Genomic DNA, 16611 nt, shown 5'->3' on the forward strand with positions numbered 1-16611 from the left:
GTCCGATGCGCCCGCTTACTTGACCACCACCTGGGCCGACTTGAGCAGCTCGTCCGACAGCGTCACGCCCTGCTTCAGGGCGGCACCCGGATTGACGTGCAGCTCGAAGGTCTTGCTGGTCTGCGAGGCGATCGTGCCGGGCGCCTGGCCCTGGAGGATGCGCACGACGATCTTGCCGGTCTGCTGGCCGATGTCGTAGTAGTTCAGGCCCAGCGCCGCCACGGCGCCGCGCTTGACCGCATCGGTGTCCGCCGCGACCACCGGGATCTTGGCCTGCTGGGCCACCTTGACGATGCCCTCGAAGGCCGACATCACGTTGTTGTCGGTGGGCGCATAGATCACGTCGACCTTGCCGACCAGGCTCTGCGCGGCGCTGGCCACGTCGACGGTGCGCGCGGCGGCGCCCTCCACCAGCGTCATGCCGGCGGCCGGCACGGCCTTCTTCAGCGCATCGACGATCGCCACCGAATTCGCCTCGCCCGGGCTGTAGATCACGCCGACGCGCTTCGCGTTGGGAAGGACCCGCTTGATGAGCTCGAGATGCTTGTCCAGCGGCGAGAGATCGGACACGCCGGTGACGTTGGTGCCCGAGGCCTCCCAGGTCTTGACCAGCTTGGCCGCGACCGGGTCGGTCACGGCGCTGTAGACGACCGGAATGTCCTTGCTCGCGGCGACCACGGCCTGCGCCGAGGGCGTGGCGATGGCGACGATCACGTCCGGCCGCTCGCCCACGTACTTGCGGGCGATCTGCGCCGCGGTGCCGTTGTTGCCCTGTGCGGACTGGTACTGGAATTTCAGGTTCTTGCCGGCTTCGAAGCCGGCGGACTTCAGCTCGTCCTTGACGCCGTCACGCACGGCATCGAGCGCCTTGTGTTCGACGATCGCCGTGACCGCCACCGACTTCTCGGCGGCGAGGGCGGGCGTGGCGATGGCCGTCGCGGCTGCGGCAGCAATGAGGGCCAGGGAAGAACGCAGGAAAGAATGTTGCACCATGAAGTCCTTGTGAGAAATAGTCGGCGTGGTTCAATTGAGAAAGCCACTCCGGCTGGGGACCTGTTTGATCCCCCATCGCCGAGCCGCTTTCCAGGTGGAGAAGTGTGAACTTCCGCACAAAAAATCTGCTTTCATCCCGCATGGGGAGGAACCCTCAGGCAAGCAACATAATTTCTCCATTCGACCCAGACAGGAGACGAATTTGCACGACATCGAACTCGACCGCACCGACCGCAAGATCCTGGCGTTCCTGCAGGAGCATGGGCGCGCCTCCAACCTGGAACTGGCCGGGGCCGTCGGCCTGTCGCCGGCGCAATGCCATCGCCGCCACCGGCGCCTGGAGGAAGCCGGCTTCATCGCCCGCTACGAGACGCGCCTGGACCCCGCGCGGCTCGACTTGCACGTGGTGGCCTTCATCCTCGTCGCGATGGAGAAGGGGCACATTCGCGACCTGTCGAAGTTCACCGACGTCGTGATCGACATGCCGGAGGTGCTGGAGTGCTACTCCATCACCGGCGACTACGACTTCGTGATGAAGGTCATCGCCCGCGACCTGAAGGCGCTGTCGCGCTTCCTGATCGACAAGCTGATGCGCTTGCCGGGCGTCGACGGCGTGCGGTCCAGCGTGTGCCTGGACGAGTTCAAATGCACGAGCTCGCTGCCGTTGCCGGAATGAGGCTGCCGGGGCTCGCCGGCGCATCCGAGTCCTAGCCGGGCTTTGCTCGGGCGCCCGTCGTCAGCCGCATGCGCAGGCCGACAGGGTGCATCGTGAACTCCAGGATCTCCTCGGGCGGTGTGCCGTCGGGCGTCGAGACGTCGAGCAGCTGGAAATCGCGCGCGAGCATGCTCAGCACCAGATTGATCTCGAGCATGGCCAGGTACCGCCCCGGGCAGAGTCTCGGCCCAGCGCCGAACGGCATCGACACGCGCTTGGGCGAGTGGACCGAGCCGGCGTTGTCCGCGAGCCATCGTTCGGGCCGGAACTCGCTCGCGGCCTCGACGACGGACTCGTCGACAGCGGCAGGCCGCATCGCGAGGAACAGCCGTGTTCCCTTGGGAATGCGAACGTCCTGGATCGCCGTGTCTTCGATGGCATCGAGGATCAAGAGCGGCGCAACGGGCCGAAGCCGCATCGCCTCGCTGGCGCAGGCTTCGGCGTACCTCAGCGATCTGAGCTGCTCGACGGACTGTGCGACAGGCTCCTCTCTCAGGATGGCGCGTGCTTCGTCGACAAGACGGCGCCATGCCGCCGGGTGCTGGTGAAGAAGGTAGATGGTCCAGGCGAGCGTGTTGGCGGTGGTGTCTTCCGAAGCGCTGAGCATGGTGAAGACATTGCCGGTGATGTCGGCTTCACTCAGCGCGCTGCCGTCGGCGTCCCGCGCGGCGAGCATGGCTTCGAGCAGGTCGGTGGGCTGCTCCCGTCTCGCCGGGTCCTGCCGCAGGCGCTCGCGCGCCTGCTCGACGATGTCCTTGATGACCCGATGGATCGCCGCGATGTGCCTGTCGTAGACAATGTCCGAGGGCAGACGGAAGTAGCGCCAGTACGGAAACGGCAGGTTCATCCGGCGAAACAGCATCGGGAACATGTGTTTCAGGTGCTCGTGCAGGTCGCTTCTTTCGTCTTCGATGGTGTTGATGTCGATGCCGAAGGAGATGCCGGATGCTGCGTCCACCGAATACCGCATCAGCTCGGCCTGCAGGTTCATGACCGTGGACGCGTGCGCGGCGGCTATCCACCGATTGCGCAGGCGCCTGGTGACGCGAACGAGGGATGGCATGTAGTTGCGCAAGTGCTCGGGGTCGAAGCCCGTCATGACCATCCGGCGTTGGCGGCGCCACTCGTCACCCTCGGCGGCGAACACGCCGTATGCGGCGGATTCCCGCGCGATGGAGGCGAAATTGGCGGGGCGGCTCCAGGTCTCGGGACGGGCTCGCAAGACGGCCGCGATGTCCTCGGCCTTGGTGATGACGACCACGTCCTGCTTCGCCATCTTGAGGCGGTAGATGTTGCCGTAGGTCTTGGCCCAGCCCTCGAGCTGAAGATGCAGGCGAGGGACCTTCATTTGCAGAAGATTGCCCGCCACGGGCCACTGTCTCGGGCCCGGCAGCTCGTCGATCGAGGTGGGCCGCTGCGCCTTGATGGTCGGGCGCTCGGAGACAGAACTCATCCCTTTTCTCCTCGGCTTGGCGCGACGGCGATGTTGTGGAGCCCAAAGCGTCGTGCATCGTACGCCGCCGCCTCCCTGCGGGCAATCCGGAAGAATCTCGCCGCCTCAGGCGGCTGAATCCGAAGCCACAGGCCCGGCGTATACGGGGTTCGCTCCTGCGGAGTCGAGGGCACATTGAAGTCGCTCAACCGCGGGCATAGACTTTGAAATCCCACTCCCATGGAGGACTGTCATGAGCACACCGACCCAAGTCGCACAACAGGCCTACGCCGCCTTCGGACGCGGCGATGTCGAGGGCATCCTGGCATTGCTGACGGACGACGTCGACTGGCGTTTCCTGGCCAGCGCAGGCATCCCCTACGCAGGCCGTTACACCGGCAAGCAACAGGTGCAGGCGTGGTTCGGCAAGGTGGCCGAGTCGGACGACATCCAGAAGTTCGAGCCGCGCGAATTTCTCGAAGGGCCTGACCACGTCACCGTTCTCGGCTGGGAGCAGACCCAGCCGCGGCCCAATGGCAAGGTCTTCGAGAGCGAGTGGGTGCACGTCTTCACGTTCAAGGATGGCAAGGTCAGCCGCTGGATCGGGACGCTCGACACGGCCGCCCACGTCGCGGCAGGACGATAGGTATCGGTTCGCGGTTCGAGGAACCCGAAGCCTCGTTCCTCGTTCCAGGTCTTCAATGGGCCTTCGAATCGATGCGTCACCATCTGGGCAAGATGCGCTCGCCGGGCAGGATCTCGTACGGGTCTGCCCAGCCCGGAATGGCTCGAACGCGCTGAAGCCACGCCTGGACATTGGGGAAGCGGCCCGCGATCTCGTACCCGCTCTCCGCCACAGGATAGAAAAGGTAGCCGCACATGGAAATGTCGGCAATGGTCGCTCCGGTTCCGACCATGTAGCTTCTGCCCGCGAGGTGCTTGTCGACGATGGCGAAGGCGCTGTCCATCCTTCCGCGAAGCCAGGCCATGACCGCCGGGTCAGGCGCGGTCGCACCGAAGGACTTCATGAAGCGATAGCTCGCGAAATAGCTCGTGAGCTTGTGGTTGTCGAACAGGAGCCAACGGAGCACTTCCAGTCGTTCGTCTTCCGTCTGGCCCCCATACGCGCCGTGCTTGGACGCCAGGTAAGTGAGGATGACGCCAGACTGGGTCAGGCGACGATCTCCATCGTCGAGCACGGGGACTTCACCCATTTCGTTGGTGGCGTCGCGCCACTCGCCCGTGCGGGTGACACCGTTCATGTAGTCGACGAACTTCGCTTCCCAGGGTTGGTTCAGCGCTCGAAGAAGAAAAGCGACCTTGAACGTGGGTCCGGACTGGCAGAAGCCGTGAAGTCTGTACATGGTGACGGCGGTGAAGTTGTTGCGAACGCCAGCTTGGCGAAGAACTCTGCCGCGCCATCTCTGCCTGCCCGCAGCATGGCAACGCTACGAACTTGCATGCTGTCTCCACGAGATTCTCGCCGCGGCGAGCCTTGCCAGCGCCGCCTTTCACCGGCATCATCCGCGCCGCAGAGGAAGGAGACCGCCGATGAAAACGTGGATTCGCCATGCAGCCGCCCTGGCAACCCTTGCCGCCGCTGCCGCCGTGCAGGCCGCAGGCACCGTGGGCAACACGCTGCCGCCGGGCTTCCCTTCGATCGAGGACACCTCGCTCGCCAGGCCGCTTATCGGCTTCGGTGCCGCCGGCGCGGTGACGCGAACGCCGGTCATCCTCGTTCACGGCAACAACGACACGCCCTTCCCCACCGCCTGCAGCCCCTTCGGGCGCATCCAGGCGCTGGCGCAATTCCTCGCGGACAACGGCTATTCCACCAGCGAGCTCTGGGGCGTTGGCTATCAGGGCGACCAGTGCGACCTGGCCGCCGACCAGACGCGCCGCTCGAGCATCGCCCACACCAACGCGGCCAACGTGCCGGACCTGCGCCGCTTCGTGCGCGCGGTGATGGACTTCACGGGCGCGAAGCGCGTGGACATCGTCGCCCACAGCCTGGGCGTGACGCTGGCGCGCGAATGGATGCGGCAGGACGAGGCGCATGACGTGGTGCGTCGCCTGGTGGCCATCGACGGCCCCAACCACGGCATCATCAATTGCTCCCCGGACCCCGCGAACTACTTCCAGGCGCCGGCGGCAGGCGGCTTCACGCCGGCGAGCGAGGTGTGCCAGGAGCTGGGCTCGCCCGACACGCCCTTCCTGCGCCTGCTGAACGGCCGCCACGGCGGCCGCGAGAACGACGGGCCCACGCGCGTGCTGGTCATCCGCAACGGCGACGCCAGCTTCGTGTACTTTCCGGTCCAGGACGGCGCGATCGCACCGGTGCCTGCCGTCGACTCCTTCGGCAAGGCCAATGACTTCTCGAAGAGCGCCAGCCTGCGCGGCGCGCGCGAGCTCGTGCTCACGGGGCAAGGCGCCTACGACGCCATCCTGCGCACCGGCCACCTGGGCATCCTGAATTCGCCGCAGACCTGGCAGGCCACGCTCGACTTCCTCACCGACCGGCCCAGGGGCAAGGACAAGGACGACTGAACGCCCGGGATCGTGCCGCTATGCTGGGCGGCATGAATCCCAAGACGCTGCTCGTGGTCTATCACACGATGACCGGCGGCACCGCGCAGATGGCGCAGGCCGCGGCCGAGGGCGCACGCGGCGAACCCGGCGTGCAGGTGCGTCTGCTGCGCGCGCCGGAGGCGCAGCCCGAGGACGTGCTGGGTGCGGACGGCTACGTGTTCGCCACGCCCGAGAACCTCGCCGCGATGGCCGGGCTGATGAAGGACTTCTTCGACCGCTGCTACTACGCCGCACTCGACCGCGTGAACGGCCGGCCCTACGCCACGCTGATCTGCGCCGGCAGCGACGGCCAGAATGCCGCGCGGCAGCTCGAGCGCATCGCCACCGGCTGGCGCCTGAACGCCATCGCGCCCGCATTGATCGTCTGCACCCACGCGCAAACACCCGAGGCGATCGCGCGGCCCAAGCAGATCGGCGCGGACGAGCTCGCGCAATGCCGCGAGCTCGGCGCTGCGCTCGCGGCGGGGCTGGCGCTGGGCGTGTTCTGATGACGATGGCCGCAACCCTCCTGACCCGTACCCGATGAACATCGTCCTCGTCCATGGCATCTTCGACGACGGGGCGATCTTCCGGCGCCTGGTCGACGCGCTGACCCGCGCAGGGCATCGATGCTGGGTGCCGGCGCTCAAGCCGGCCGACGGAAGAACAGGCATCCGGGACCTCGCTGCCAAGCTCCATGCGTACATCGACCGGCACCTGGGCGCCGATGCCGAGTTGGCGCTCATCGGCTTCAGCATGGGCTGCATCGTCTCTCGCCACTACCTGCAGATGCTCGGGGGCGTGCGGCGCACCAAGGCCTTCTTCGCCATCTCCGGGCCGCACGAAGGAACGCTGACGGCCTACCTGTACCCGGGACAAGGCGCGAAGGACCTGCGGCCGGGCAGCCCGCTGCTCCAGGGCTTGAAGCAGACTGAAGACCGGCTGGACGCGATCAGCCTGTTCACCTACTGGACCTCGCGCGACATCACCATCGTCCCCGCGACCAGCTGCTGCTGGCCCCTGTCCCCGCACCGGCTGGATGCCAAGGCGCTGCTGCATCGCTACATGCCGGGCAGCGCGGCGGTGTGTACCGATGTGGTGGGGCGGGTGAACGCGCTGGCGTCGGGCGACGTCGATTCGAAGGAGGCTTGAAGGCTTCGGGGTCCGCCGGTGTGCGGGGCGTCGCGAGCATTTCGGAGGGCCGGTGCCCTCACCCCAACCCGCTCCCAGAGGGAGAGGGAGCAAGACGGGCCTACGCGCGCGCCAGCTCGCTCGCGGCGCTGTCGCCGAGCGCCAACCCGTCGAGCGAATGGAAGAACCGCCGGCTCGCCGGATCGTCGGAGCCGAGCGCACGGTAGACCACCGCGTTGAAGCATTCGATGAAGCATCGGGCGGCCGCGCTCATCGGGTCGCCGCGGCGCGAGATCAGGCTCACGGTCGCTTCGTTCATGCGCTCGGTCAGCGGCAGCACGCACAGCTGCTCGCGGGCGGCGACCGCCTCCACCAGGGGCCAGGGCATCAGCGTCAGCATGTCGGTGCTGCGCAGCAGGCTGATGACGATCACCGTCGAATGGGCGACGTGGATGGTCGGCGCACACTCGCGCAGATAGCGGGCGAACGGGTCGTCCTGCAGGTCTTCGGCGTCATCGCCGGGCGTCGAGTTCAGCAGCCATTGCGCATCGCGCAGATCGGCCAGCGACCGGGCCTGGGCGAGCGGATGGCCCTCGCGCCCCACCACCGCCGAGCTGGTGCGGAACAGCGGAACATGCGCCATGTCCTCATGGGCGGACGCCGGGGCGGCGCGGCCGATGCAGAAGTCCAGCGTGCCGTCGCGCAGCTTCGGGATCGAGACCGTCTGCACGCTTTCCATCAGCTCCAGGCGCACCGTCGGCATGCGCTGCTGGAACAGCTTGACGACATCCCCCAGGCATGTCAGCGCGATCCACGAGTTCACGCCGATGCGCAGCGTCGCACGCCCGCGGCCCGAGAGCTGCGCCATCTCTTCTTCGGCACGCGCCAGTTGGCCCGCCACCAGCCTCGCATGCACCAGCAGCGCGCGGCCGGCTTCGGTGAAGGTCACGCCCTTGGCCTCGCGCGTGATGAGCAGCGTGCCGAGGTCTTCCTCGAGTTCGCGCACCGCCTTGGTCACCGCGGCCGGCGACAGGCCGGCAGCTCGCGACGCGGCGCGGATGCTGCCGTGGTCGCCGATGGCGCAGAGGGCCTTGAGCTGATGGATCTTCATGCGAGTCCCGGTGAAACGAGGAGCATGGCCGCCATTGTCGGACCCGGCAACCGGCGCTCAACAGCAACACCGTGACGGGGCTATTGCGCGCGGTCGGCAAATCCTAGGATCGAGTCAGATCCACCCCACCTGCCCCCGACCATGGCCCCTCGCCGATCCCGACTCCTGCGCATGCTCGCGGCCCTGCTCGCCGGCGCCACCACGACCCTGGCCGCCGCCCAGGACGATTACCCCTCGCGCCCGATCACGCTGGTCGTCGGCTACGCGGCCGGCGGTTCGACCGACAGCGTCGCGCGGCCCTTCGCCGAGGTGTTCGGCCGCGTGCTGAAGGCCCGCGTGGTGGTCGAGAACTTCGCCGGCGCCGGCGGCGCGATGGGCGCGCTGAAAGTGGTCACCGCGAAGCCGGACGGCTACACGCTGCTCATGGGCGGCAACGGCGAGCTGGTCGCGACCAAGGTGATGAATCCGAAGCAGCCCTACGACGGCCTGAAGGACCTGGCGCCGATCGGCGTGGTCAACCACCAGGGCGGCATGTTGCTGGCGTCGCGCCAGTCCGGCGTCAAGACCACCGACCAGTTCATCCAGCTGCTGCGCAAGAACCCCGGCAAGTACAACTACGGCAGCTCGGGCAACGGCTCGATGTTCCACTTCGCCGGCGAGATGGTGCGCGAGCGCACCGGCACCCAGGTCACCCACGTGCCCTACCGCGGCGTGCCGGCGCTGGGCAACGACCTGGCCGGCGGCGCGGTCGAGTTCGGCTACATGGGCACCGGTCCGGCCAAGGCGCTGATCGATGCGGGGGTGGTGGTGCCGATCGCCGTCACCAGCGGCACGCGGGCGCCGATCTATCCGAACGTGCCGGCGCTGGCCGAGCACCCGGAGCTCAAGGGCTACGACCTGACCGGCTGGTTCGCGCTGATGGCACCGAAGGGGGTGCCGGAGCCGGTGATCGCCAAGCTCAAGGCGGCGCTGAAGGAAACCCTGAAGGACGCCCGCCTGCGCCAGACCTTCAACGAGCTGGGCGGCCTGCCGATGGTCGAGGACGAGGACCTGCCCAAGATGATGCGCGAGGAGGATGCGCGCTACCGGAAGTTCGTTGCAAGCGCCAACCTGGAGACCCAGAAGTGAAGCCCGTGTCCGCCGTCGCCGAGATCGCCGCCGCCGTCGAAGAGCGCCGCCGCCCCTACATCGAGATCGCCGACCGCATCTGGGGCCTGGCCGAGATGCGCTACCGCGAGTTCGAATCGGCCGAGCTGCATGCCGCGGCGCTGGAGGCCGAGGGCTTCCGCGTCACGCGCGGCGTGGCCGGGATGCCGACCGCCTTCGTCGCCGAGGCCGGCAGCGGTGGCCCGGTCATCGGCTTCCTCGGCGAGTACGACGCGCTCGCCGGACTGAACCAGGCCAGCGGCGCGCTGGAGTGCCGGCCCGATCCGGAGCGCGCGTTCAACCAGGGCCACGGCTGCGGCCACCACCTGCTGGGCACGGCGGCGCACCTGGCCGCGGTGGTCGCGCGCGACCACCTGCGGCGTCATGAGCTGCCTGGCACCGTCCGCTTCTACGGCTGCCCGGCCGAGGAGGCCGCGGCCGGCAAGACCTTCATGGCACGCGCCGGGCTGTTCGACGACCTGGATGCCGCGCTGTCCTGGCATCCGTCGGTGGCCAACTCCGTGTTCATGAACGCCACGCTGGCCAACGTGCAGGCCTACTTCCGCTTCCACGGCAAGTCGGCGCATGCGGCGCTGGCGCCGCACCTGGGGCGCAGCGCGCTCGACGCGGCCGAGCTGATGAACGTCGGCGTCAACTACCTGCGCGAGCACATGCCCGATCAGGCGCGCGTGCACTTCGCCTACATCGACTCGGGCGGGCCGTCGACCAACGTGATCCCGGCCTACGCCGAAGTGCTCTACACCGTGCGGGCGGCCCGCATCGACGAGGCGCTGGCGCTGTTTGCGCGCGTCGAGCAGGTGGCGCGCGGCGCGGCGATGATGACCGGCACCACGGTCGAGATGGTGTTCGACAAGGCCGTGTCCAACGTGCTGCACAACGACACGCTCGACCGGGTGATGGCCGAGCAGATGGAGGCCGTGGGCGCGCTGGAGGTCAGCGAGGAGGAGCGCAGCTTCGCCGCGAAGATGCAGTCCACCCTCTCGGCCGAGGAGCTCGCCAGCAGCGCCAAGCACTTCGCGGCGGCGCTGCGCGACCCGCAGCCCATCGCCACCGGCATCCAGCCCTACCGGCCCGAAGCCGCGCGGCCGGTGACCGGCTCTACCGACATGGGCGACGTGAGCTGGGCCGCGCCGACCACGCAATGCCTCACGGCCTGCTTCGCGTGGGGCACGGCCTTCCACTCGTGGCAGATGGTCTCGCAGGGCAAGACCTCGCTGGCCCACAAGGGGATGCTGCTGGCTGCCAAGTGCCTGGCGGCCACCGGCGTCGCGCTCGCCGGGCGGCCGGAGGTGCTGTGCGAGGCGGAACGCGAGTTGCGCGCCAAGCGTGGCGGGGCGCCTTATCGCAGCCCGATCCCGGAGGATGTGATGCCGCCGCCAGCGCGGGAGAAGGCGTGAGGAGCAAGCCTGGCGGTGACTCCCTCCCCTTCCGGGGAGGGCTGGGGAGGGGGCACCGGGCCTTCGAGGTACGCGCCAGCCTCACTCACTCTGAGCCGCCGGCGCCACGATCGCGCCCTTGATGCCATGGCGCTGCAACGCGGCACTCACGAAGCCGCTGGACTTCATGGACTCGACGAAAGCCGCAAGCGCAGCCGCGGCCGGCTCCCCCCGGCTGATCGGCACCCCCATCGCCTGCCGGATCTCCATGAAGCGGCCGGGAAGCAGCCGCAGTCCGCCCAGGCGCGCCGCGTCGGCCTCGAGTTGCTGCTTCACGCCGGCAGCGACGTCGGCGTTTTCGGAGAGAAAGCAGTCGACGACGGCGGGCGAGCTCGGCGCGCGTTCGATGCCGGCCGCCTTCAACTCGCGCGTGAGGTACAGGTCGTAGGCACTGCCCTTCCCGACCATGACGCGCACGCCGGCCCGGTCGACCTCGTCGTTCGAGGCGATCGGCGAGCCTTCCTTGACGAGGTAGGCACCCTCGATCAGCACATACGGGGCCGTGAAGCGGATGCCCTGCCCGCGCAGCGGGTCCACGGCAAAGAAGCCGATGTCGGCCTGCTCGGCGGTCACGGCCTCGACGGACTTCCCGGCGGTGTCGAACACCACCAGTTCGAGCGGAACGCCCAGCTGCGCGGCGAAGGCACGCGCCAGGTCGATCGACACCCCCTCGGGCTCGCCGGTTCCGGCATTCCGCTTCGCCAGGATGGGATTGCCGAGATTGATGGATGCGCGCAGGACGCCCATGGGCGTGAAGGCTTTGACGATGGCTGGGTCTGTAGGCATGGGCAGGTCCGGTAGGTGTCAGGTCTTGAGGATGCCGCTGATTTTCTTGAAGTTGCGCAAGACTACTCGAAGGCCGCAACGCGCCCCCAACAGAGATCCAGGGTCCGCGCGACGGTGGCCTGCGCATCCGCTTTCAGTGCGAGGGCGGGCGGAATGCTCAGCGCGTCGAGTCCCTGCCGCAGACGCTGCAGCACGTCGTCGATGGCGGCCTGCGCATCCGTTGCCCGCAGCCCTGCGATGCTGCCGAGTGCCACGAAGTCCGCTCGCCGCAGCCGCTCGTCCTTGCCGTTGAGCTTCAGCGCCATGCGGTCGTGCTCCAGGCCGGGAAAGGCACGCGTCGTCAGCGCGTCGTAGACGGGCGCGAGGCGAACTGCGCTGAACGCCGTCTCGCCGCCACGTGCGCTCTTGAGAAGCGCCAGGTTCTTCAGGTGCATGTCGCCGTCGCCGATGAGCCACGCGAACAGGACGCGGCGAAGCAGCAGCAGCAGGTCTTCCTCCGGGGCCGTGGACAAGGCGCGAACGGCCCGTGCGACACGTTCGAGGGTCCCGGTGTACTTCGCCTGAGGTTCGAGATCCAGCACCGAGCACATGTCCTCCATGGCCAGCCAACGCGTATCGCCCGGCTGATCGCGGATGTCGAAGCGCTCGACGAGGAGGGCCGCAGACATGCCGTCCGGCATGCGAACCAGCGCGGTCTCCGGTGCGGGAAGCCCGCAGGCGCGCGCGAGCGCCAGGCCGATCCACTCGATGAGCGGCAATGCTTCGAAGGCGCCCGTTCCCGCGGGCTTGAGGATGTGCGTGAAGGGCAGCGTCACGCTGGGCACCAGCTTTCCGTCCGCGTCCAGATGCATGGGGGCCTTGATCTGCACGCCGGAGAGGCGCGGCGTTTCGGCGTTGGCGAAGAGCGCGGCCAGCCGGTGCTCGAAGTCCCGCTCGACGGCGCTCCTGCCGGGGCCGGCGTAGGCGCCCGTGAAGAGCCCGTCGCGGGTGAAGGCAGCCAGCTTGTGGGTCAGGATGTCCGCAGGCAATGCCGACAACTCGTCCACCGTCGCGGCGACGGTGATGTTCGACATGTAGCGCTTGCCTGAGCGCAGCAGGGCGCGTTCGTCGCGGCGGCCCTTCAGAACCGACTCGAGCCAGCCCTCGGGCAGCAGGGAGACGATGAAGGGCGGCAGCTTTCCCGGCACGGTTTGCCGCACGACGGGCGGCAGCCGCGCGCCCTCCTGGTTCGCCGACCAGCGCCATTCGAAACCATCGTGCGCGAGCGTGCCGATGGGCAGTCCGTGCCAGGCCACGAGAAGATCGAAGGCGGCCTCGTTCCGGACTGCCACGGCCGTGGGGCGACGCAACAGGAACTTCTGTGCCGCTTCGGCTTCGCGATACCACTCGTTCTCGCGCGCAAGCGCCCAGAGGGCGTCGCTGGCCCCCTTGGCATCGCCGTACTCTTCGATGAGGCGCGCCGAAAGAGCCTCGCGCATGGCCGACTCGATGGACATCGCGTGCTCGCTGCGCCGACGAAAAGCCTCGAGGAAGCGCTGCCGCACGGCAGAGACTTGAACGCTGAACTCCCCGAGACTGTCGGCAATCGACGCGCTGGCGACCGAAGGGTTTGCCGGCGCCTTGTTCTGGATGATTTCCAGGGCGCGGATGCGGGTGCGCTGGACCCGCTGGCCGGACAGGTAAAGGCGGCCATCGCGGGTGGGGCCGAGCAGGATGGCGCTCGCGCCGGACAAATAGGCCTTGGGGTAGAGGTAGCGCGCGATACGCACGGCGTGCGTGAGAACGGTTTGATCGATGTCGTCCCCCGCGTCTGCATAGATGCCTCGCATGAGCTGGACGAGCTTGCCCGTCTCGGCCTGGTAGTGGCTGCGCGTCTTGTCGATGGTCTCGCCGACGAGGTGGAGGGGCACGTCTAACTTTTCCGTGTTTCAGATACGAGAAAGTTAGCATTTCAGGCTGAGATATGCAAATTTTCTAACTTTCGCGTATTTCAAACACGAAAAGGTTAGTAAAAAGAGGGTAGCAAGGGCTCAACTGACGCGCGCTAACGCGGCAGGGGCTGGGCTGGCGCAGGTGTTCGCACCGCCCCAGGTCCGCCCGTCGAACCCGCCCGCTCCAGGATGAACTCGATGAAGGTCCGGGTCGCCCGCGTGTGCTGCCGGTTGGGCATGTAGAGCATGAACATCTGCGTGCCGAAGATGCTCAGGCGCCAGTCGTCCAGCGTGGTCACCACCTCGCCGCGGCGCACGTCCTCCTGCACCACGTAGTCGGGCACCAGGCCGATGCCCAGGCCGGCCAGGACGGCCTGGCGCAGGAACAGGAAGTTCTCGGAGATCAGCGTGGGCTCCAGCACCACCTCGCGCCGCTCCTCGCCCTGGTAGGCCGAGATGCGCAGCTGCTTGCCGATCACCGCGGCGGTGACCACCGGCGCCCCGCTGAGCTGATCGAGCTGCGTGGGCAGACCGTGCTCCTGCGCATAGGCGCGCGAGGCGCAGGCCACGTAGCGCACCGGCCCCAGCGCGCGGGCCACCAGGTTCTGCGGCGGCTCGGGGATCACGCGGATGGCGATGTCGACCTCGTCGCGCAGCAGATCCTCGATGCGGTTCTCGAACAGCACGTCGAGCACGATGCCGGGGTAGAGCCGCTTGAAGTCGATCAACCAGTCCGACATCACCAGTTGCCCGTAGCCGCTGGGCACGCTGAGCCGCACCCGCCCCACCAGCCCTTCGCCCAGCGACGTGGCCGACTCGCGCGCGGCCTGCAGCTCGTTCTGGATGGCCACGCCATGCTGGTAGAGCCGCTGCCCGATCTCGGTGGCCTCGGCGCGGCGCGTGGTGCGGCGCACGAGCTGGGCGCCGACCGAGCGCTCGAGCTGGTTCAGGTGGTAGCTCACGTTGGCGCGGCTCATCTTGAGCCGGCGCGCGGCCTCGCTCAGGTTGCCGGCATCGAGGATCTCGACCAGCAGGGTGAGGGATTGCAAGTCCATGAAGATCGGCGCATTGTGTCAAAAATTCTTTGACAGTCTGTCAACCAGCCATGCAATTGTCAAAGCGACGTGGCTGTCCAAGAATGCGGGGTTCCCCCCCAGCCCCACCGAACCGGCGCAGGTTCGCCCCCAAGGAGACACCCAGCATGGCTACGAACGCCTCCCCCGACCTCGTCACCTTCCAGCGCCAGGCCGATGTGCTGGTCGTGACCATCGACAACCCGCCCGTCAACGCGCTCGGCGTGGACGTGCGCCGCGGCCTGGTGGCCGCCATCGACGCGGCGCAGGCCGATGGCGCCGCAGCCGCGGTGCTGATCGTCGGCGCCGGCCGCAACTTCATCGCCGGGGCCGACATCCGCGAATTCGGCAAGCCGCCGCAGCAGCCTTCGCTGCCCGAGGTCTGCGCCCGCATCGAGAATTGCAGCAAGCCGGTGGTCGCCGCCATCCACGGCGCCGCGCTCGGCGGCGGGCTGGAGATCGCGCTGTCGGCGCACTACCGTCTGGCCGTGCCCTCCGCCAAGCTCGGCCTGCCGGAAGTGCAGCTGGGCCTGATGCCCGGCTCCGGCGGCACGCAGCGCGCGCCGCGCCTGATCGGCGTGAAGGCCGCGCTGGACCTGATGCTGAGCGGCCGCCACGCCGGCGCCAAGGAAGCGCTGGCCCTGGGCCTGGTCGATCGCCTGGGCGAAGGCACCGATGCGCTGGCCGAAGGGCTGGCCTATGCGAAGGAGTTGGCCGCGGGCAAGGCGCCGGTGCGCCGCACGCGTGACGCAAGCGCCGCGCTCGCCGACAAGGACGCCCAGCGCGCGGCGCTGGAAGCTGGCCGTGCCGACACCGCGAAGAAGAGCCGCGGCCTGTTCTCGCCGATGAAGATCGTCGAAGCCACCGAGGCCGCGCTCTCGCTGCCCTTCGACGAGGGCATGGCACTGGAGCGCAAGCTCTTCCTGCAATGCATCGACAGCCCGCAGCGCGCCGGCCTGATCCATGCCTTCTTCGCCGAGCGCGAAGTGCTCAAGGCCCCCGAGACCAAGGCCGCCAAGCCGCGCGCCATCGAATCCTGCGGCATCGTCGGCGGCGGCACCATGGGCGCGGGCATCGCGGTCGCGATGCTCGATGCCGGCTTGCCGGTGACCATGATCGAGCGCGACGAGCCCAGCCTGGCGCGCGGCCGCGCCCACGTCGAGAAGGTCTACGACGGCCTGATCCAGAAGGGCCGCATGACGGCCGAGGCCAAGGCGGCGGTGATGGCGCGCTTCTCGGGCTCGACCGCCTACGACGCGCTCGCGAAGGCCGACCTGGTGGTGGAGGCGGTGTTCGAGGACATGGCCGTCAAGAAGGCCGTCTTCGCCGAGCTCGACCGCGTGTGCAAGCCCGGCGCGGTGCTCGCCACCAACACCTCCTACCTCGACATCGACGAGATCGCGGCCAGCATCTCGCGCCCGGGCGACGTGCTGGGCCTGCACTTCTTCTCGCCGGCCAACATCATGAAGCTGCTGGAGATCGTGGTGCCGGCGAAGGTCAGCGCCGACGTGGTCGCCACCGGCTTCGAGCTGGCGAAGAAGCTGAAGAAGACGCCGGTGCGCGCGGGCGTGTGCGACGGCTTCATCGGCAACCGCATCCTCGCGGTGTACCGCCAGGCGGCCGACCACATGATGGAAGACGGCGCCTCGCCCTACCAGATCGACAAGGCGGTGCGCGAGTTCGGCTACCCGATGGGCCCGTTCCAGGTGTCCGACTTGGCCGGCGGCGACATCGGCTGGGCCACGCGCAAGCGCAAGGCCGCCACCCGCGACCCGAAGGCGCGCTACGTGCAGATCGCCGACCGCATCTGCGAGCGCGGCTGGTTCGGCCAGAAGACCGGCCGCGGCTACTACCTGTACCCCGAGGGTGCGCGCACCGGCACGCCGGACCCGGAGGTCGAGGCCATCATCGACGCCGAGCGCCAGCGCGCCGGCATCACGCCGCGCACTTTCACCGACGAGGAGATCATGCGCCGCTACATGGCCGCGATGGTCAACGAGGGCGCCAACGTCGTGCACCAGCGCATCGCGCTGCGCCCGCTGGACGTGGACGTGACCTTCCTCTACGGCTACGGCTTTCCGCGGCATCGCGGCGGGCCGATGAAGTACGCCGACACGGTGGGCCTGCCGAAGGTGCTGGCCGACATCCGCGAGTTCGCCAAGGAAGACCCGCTGTTCTGGAAGCCCTCGCCGCTCTTGGTGGAGCTGGTGGAACGCGGCGCCGATTTCTCGAGCCTCAATCAATCCGAGTAAAGCCCCAAGCAGGAGA

The 16611-nt window shown here is 68.2% G+C and carries 15 protein-coding genes; 8 read left to right on the forward strand and 7 right to left on the reverse strand.

Annotated features, from left to right (window positions below; translation table 11 throughout):
• Positions 1-15 precede the first annotated feature (15 nt).
• A complete protein-coding gene (locus AC3A6X_RS13380; RefSeq protein ID WP_487842625.1) occupies positions 16-993 on the reverse strand; it encodes an ABC transporter substrate-binding protein in 978 nt (325 codons plus the stop codon).
• Positions 994-1195: 202 nt separating this feature from the next.
• Between AC3A6X_RS13380 and AC3A6X_RS13385 the strand changes: the two genes are divergently transcribed.
• On the forward strand, positions 1196-1669 hold the full coding sequence (locus AC3A6X_RS13385) for an Lrp/AsnC family transcriptional regulator (RefSeq protein WP_487842626.1): 474 nt from the start codon (positions 1196-1198) through the stop codon (positions 1667-1669).
• Between the two features lie 31 nt (positions 1670-1700).
• Here AC3A6X_RS13385 and AC3A6X_RS13390 read toward each other — a convergent pair whose 3' ends face one another.
• The gene (locus tag AC3A6X_RS13390) at positions 1701-3161 is read right to left on the reverse strand and encodes a cytochrome P450 (protein WP_487842627.1); all 1461 of its coding nucleotides are present in this window, start codon (positions 3159-3161) and stop codon (positions 1701-1703) included.
• 232 nt (positions 3162-3393) lie between these two features.
• Between AC3A6X_RS13390 and AC3A6X_RS13395 the strand changes: the two genes are divergently transcribed.
• Positions 3394-3786 (forward strand): nuclear transport factor 2 family protein, encoded by a 393-nt coding sequence (locus AC3A6X_RS13395; RefSeq protein WP_487842628.1) that lies wholly within the window; start codon positions 3394-3396, stop codon positions 3784-3786.
• 76 nt (positions 3787-3862) lie between these two features.
• Here AC3A6X_RS13395 and AC3A6X_RS13400 read toward each other — a convergent pair whose 3' ends face one another.
• A complete protein-coding gene (locus AC3A6X_RS13400; protein ID WP_487842629.1) occupies positions 3863-4504 on the reverse strand; it encodes a glutathione S-transferase family protein in 642 nt (213 codons plus the stop codon).
• Positions 4505-4691: 187 nt separating this feature from the next.
• On the opposite strand from AC3A6X_RS13400, the gene AC3A6X_RS13405 reads away from it, so the two are divergent.
• The 3 genes from AC3A6X_RS13405 to AC3A6X_RS13415 are packed head-to-tail and all read left to right on the forward strand — an operon-like array spanning position 4692 to position 6860.
• Positions 4692-5687, forward strand: coding sequence for an esterase/lipase family protein (locus AC3A6X_RS13405; RefSeq protein WP_487842630.1), 996 nt, complete (start codon positions 4692-4694; stop codon positions 5685-5687).
• 32 nt (positions 5688-5719) lie between these two features.
• Positions 5720-6217, forward strand: coding sequence for a flavodoxin family protein (locus AC3A6X_RS13410; RefSeq protein ID WP_487842631.1), 498 nt, complete (start codon positions 5720-5722; stop codon positions 6215-6217).
• 34 nt (positions 6218-6251) lie between these two features.
• Positions 6252-6860 (forward strand): esterase/lipase family protein, encoded by a 609-nt coding sequence (locus AC3A6X_RS13415; protein ID WP_487842632.1) that lies wholly within the window; start codon positions 6252-6254, stop codon positions 6858-6860.
• Between the two features lie 100 nt (positions 6861-6960).
• On the opposite strand, the gene AC3A6X_RS13420 is transcribed toward AC3A6X_RS13415, so the two are convergent.
• A complete protein-coding gene (locus tag AC3A6X_RS13420; protein WP_487842633.1) occupies positions 6961-7950 on the reverse strand; it encodes a LysR substrate-binding domain-containing protein in 990 nt (329 codons plus the stop codon).
• A 171-nt stretch (positions 7951-8121) separates the two neighbouring features.
• Here AC3A6X_RS13420 and AC3A6X_RS13425 point away from each other — a divergent pair, with 171 nt between their 5' ends.
• A complete protein-coding gene (locus AC3A6X_RS13425; RefSeq protein WP_487842634.1) occupies positions 8122-9078 on the forward strand; it encodes a Bug family tripartite tricarboxylate transporter substrate binding protein in 957 nt (318 codons plus the stop codon).
• A 5-nt stretch (positions 9079-9083) separates the two neighbouring features.
• Positions 9084-10514, forward strand: a complete 1431-nt coding sequence (locus tag AC3A6X_RS13430) for an amidohydrolase (RefSeq protein ID WP_487842872.1) — start codon at positions 9084-9086, stop codon at positions 10512-10514.
• Between the two features lie 81 nt (positions 10515-10595).
• On the opposite strand, the gene AC3A6X_RS13435 is transcribed toward AC3A6X_RS13430, so the two are convergent.
• From AC3A6X_RS13435 to AC3A6X_RS13445, 3 genes are all read right to left on the reverse strand, one after another.
• The gene (locus tag AC3A6X_RS13435) at positions 10596-11339 is read right to left on the reverse strand and encodes an ABC transporter substrate-binding protein (RefSeq protein ID WP_487842635.1); all 744 of its coding nucleotides are present in this window, start codon (positions 11337-11339) and stop codon (positions 10596-10598) included.
• Between the two features lie 62 nt (positions 11340-11401).
• On the reverse strand, positions 11402-13249 hold the full coding sequence (locus AC3A6X_RS13440; RefSeq protein WP_487842636.1) for a type II toxin-antitoxin system HipA family toxin: 1848 nt from the start codon (positions 13247-13249) through the stop codon (positions 11402-11404).
• A gap of 134 nt (positions 13250-13383) precedes the next feature.
• Positions 13384-14325, reverse strand: a complete 942-nt coding sequence (locus tag AC3A6X_RS13445; protein ID WP_487842637.1) for a LysR family transcriptional regulator — start codon at positions 14323-14325, stop codon at positions 13384-13386.
• 146 nt (positions 14326-14471) lie between these two features.
• On the opposite strand from AC3A6X_RS13445, the gene AC3A6X_RS13450 reads away from it, so the two are divergent.
• Positions 14472-16595 carry a 3-hydroxyacyl-CoA dehydrogenase NAD-binding domain-containing protein gene (locus tag AC3A6X_RS13450; protein WP_487842638.1) on the forward strand — a complete coding sequence of 708 codons (2124 nt, stop codon included), beginning with the start codon at positions 14472-14474 and terminating at the stop codon, positions 16593-16595.
• The last annotated feature ends 16 nt before the right edge of the window (positions 16596-16611 follow it).

It is taken from the genome of Variovorax sp. Soil_C_12 (assembly GCF_057657375.1).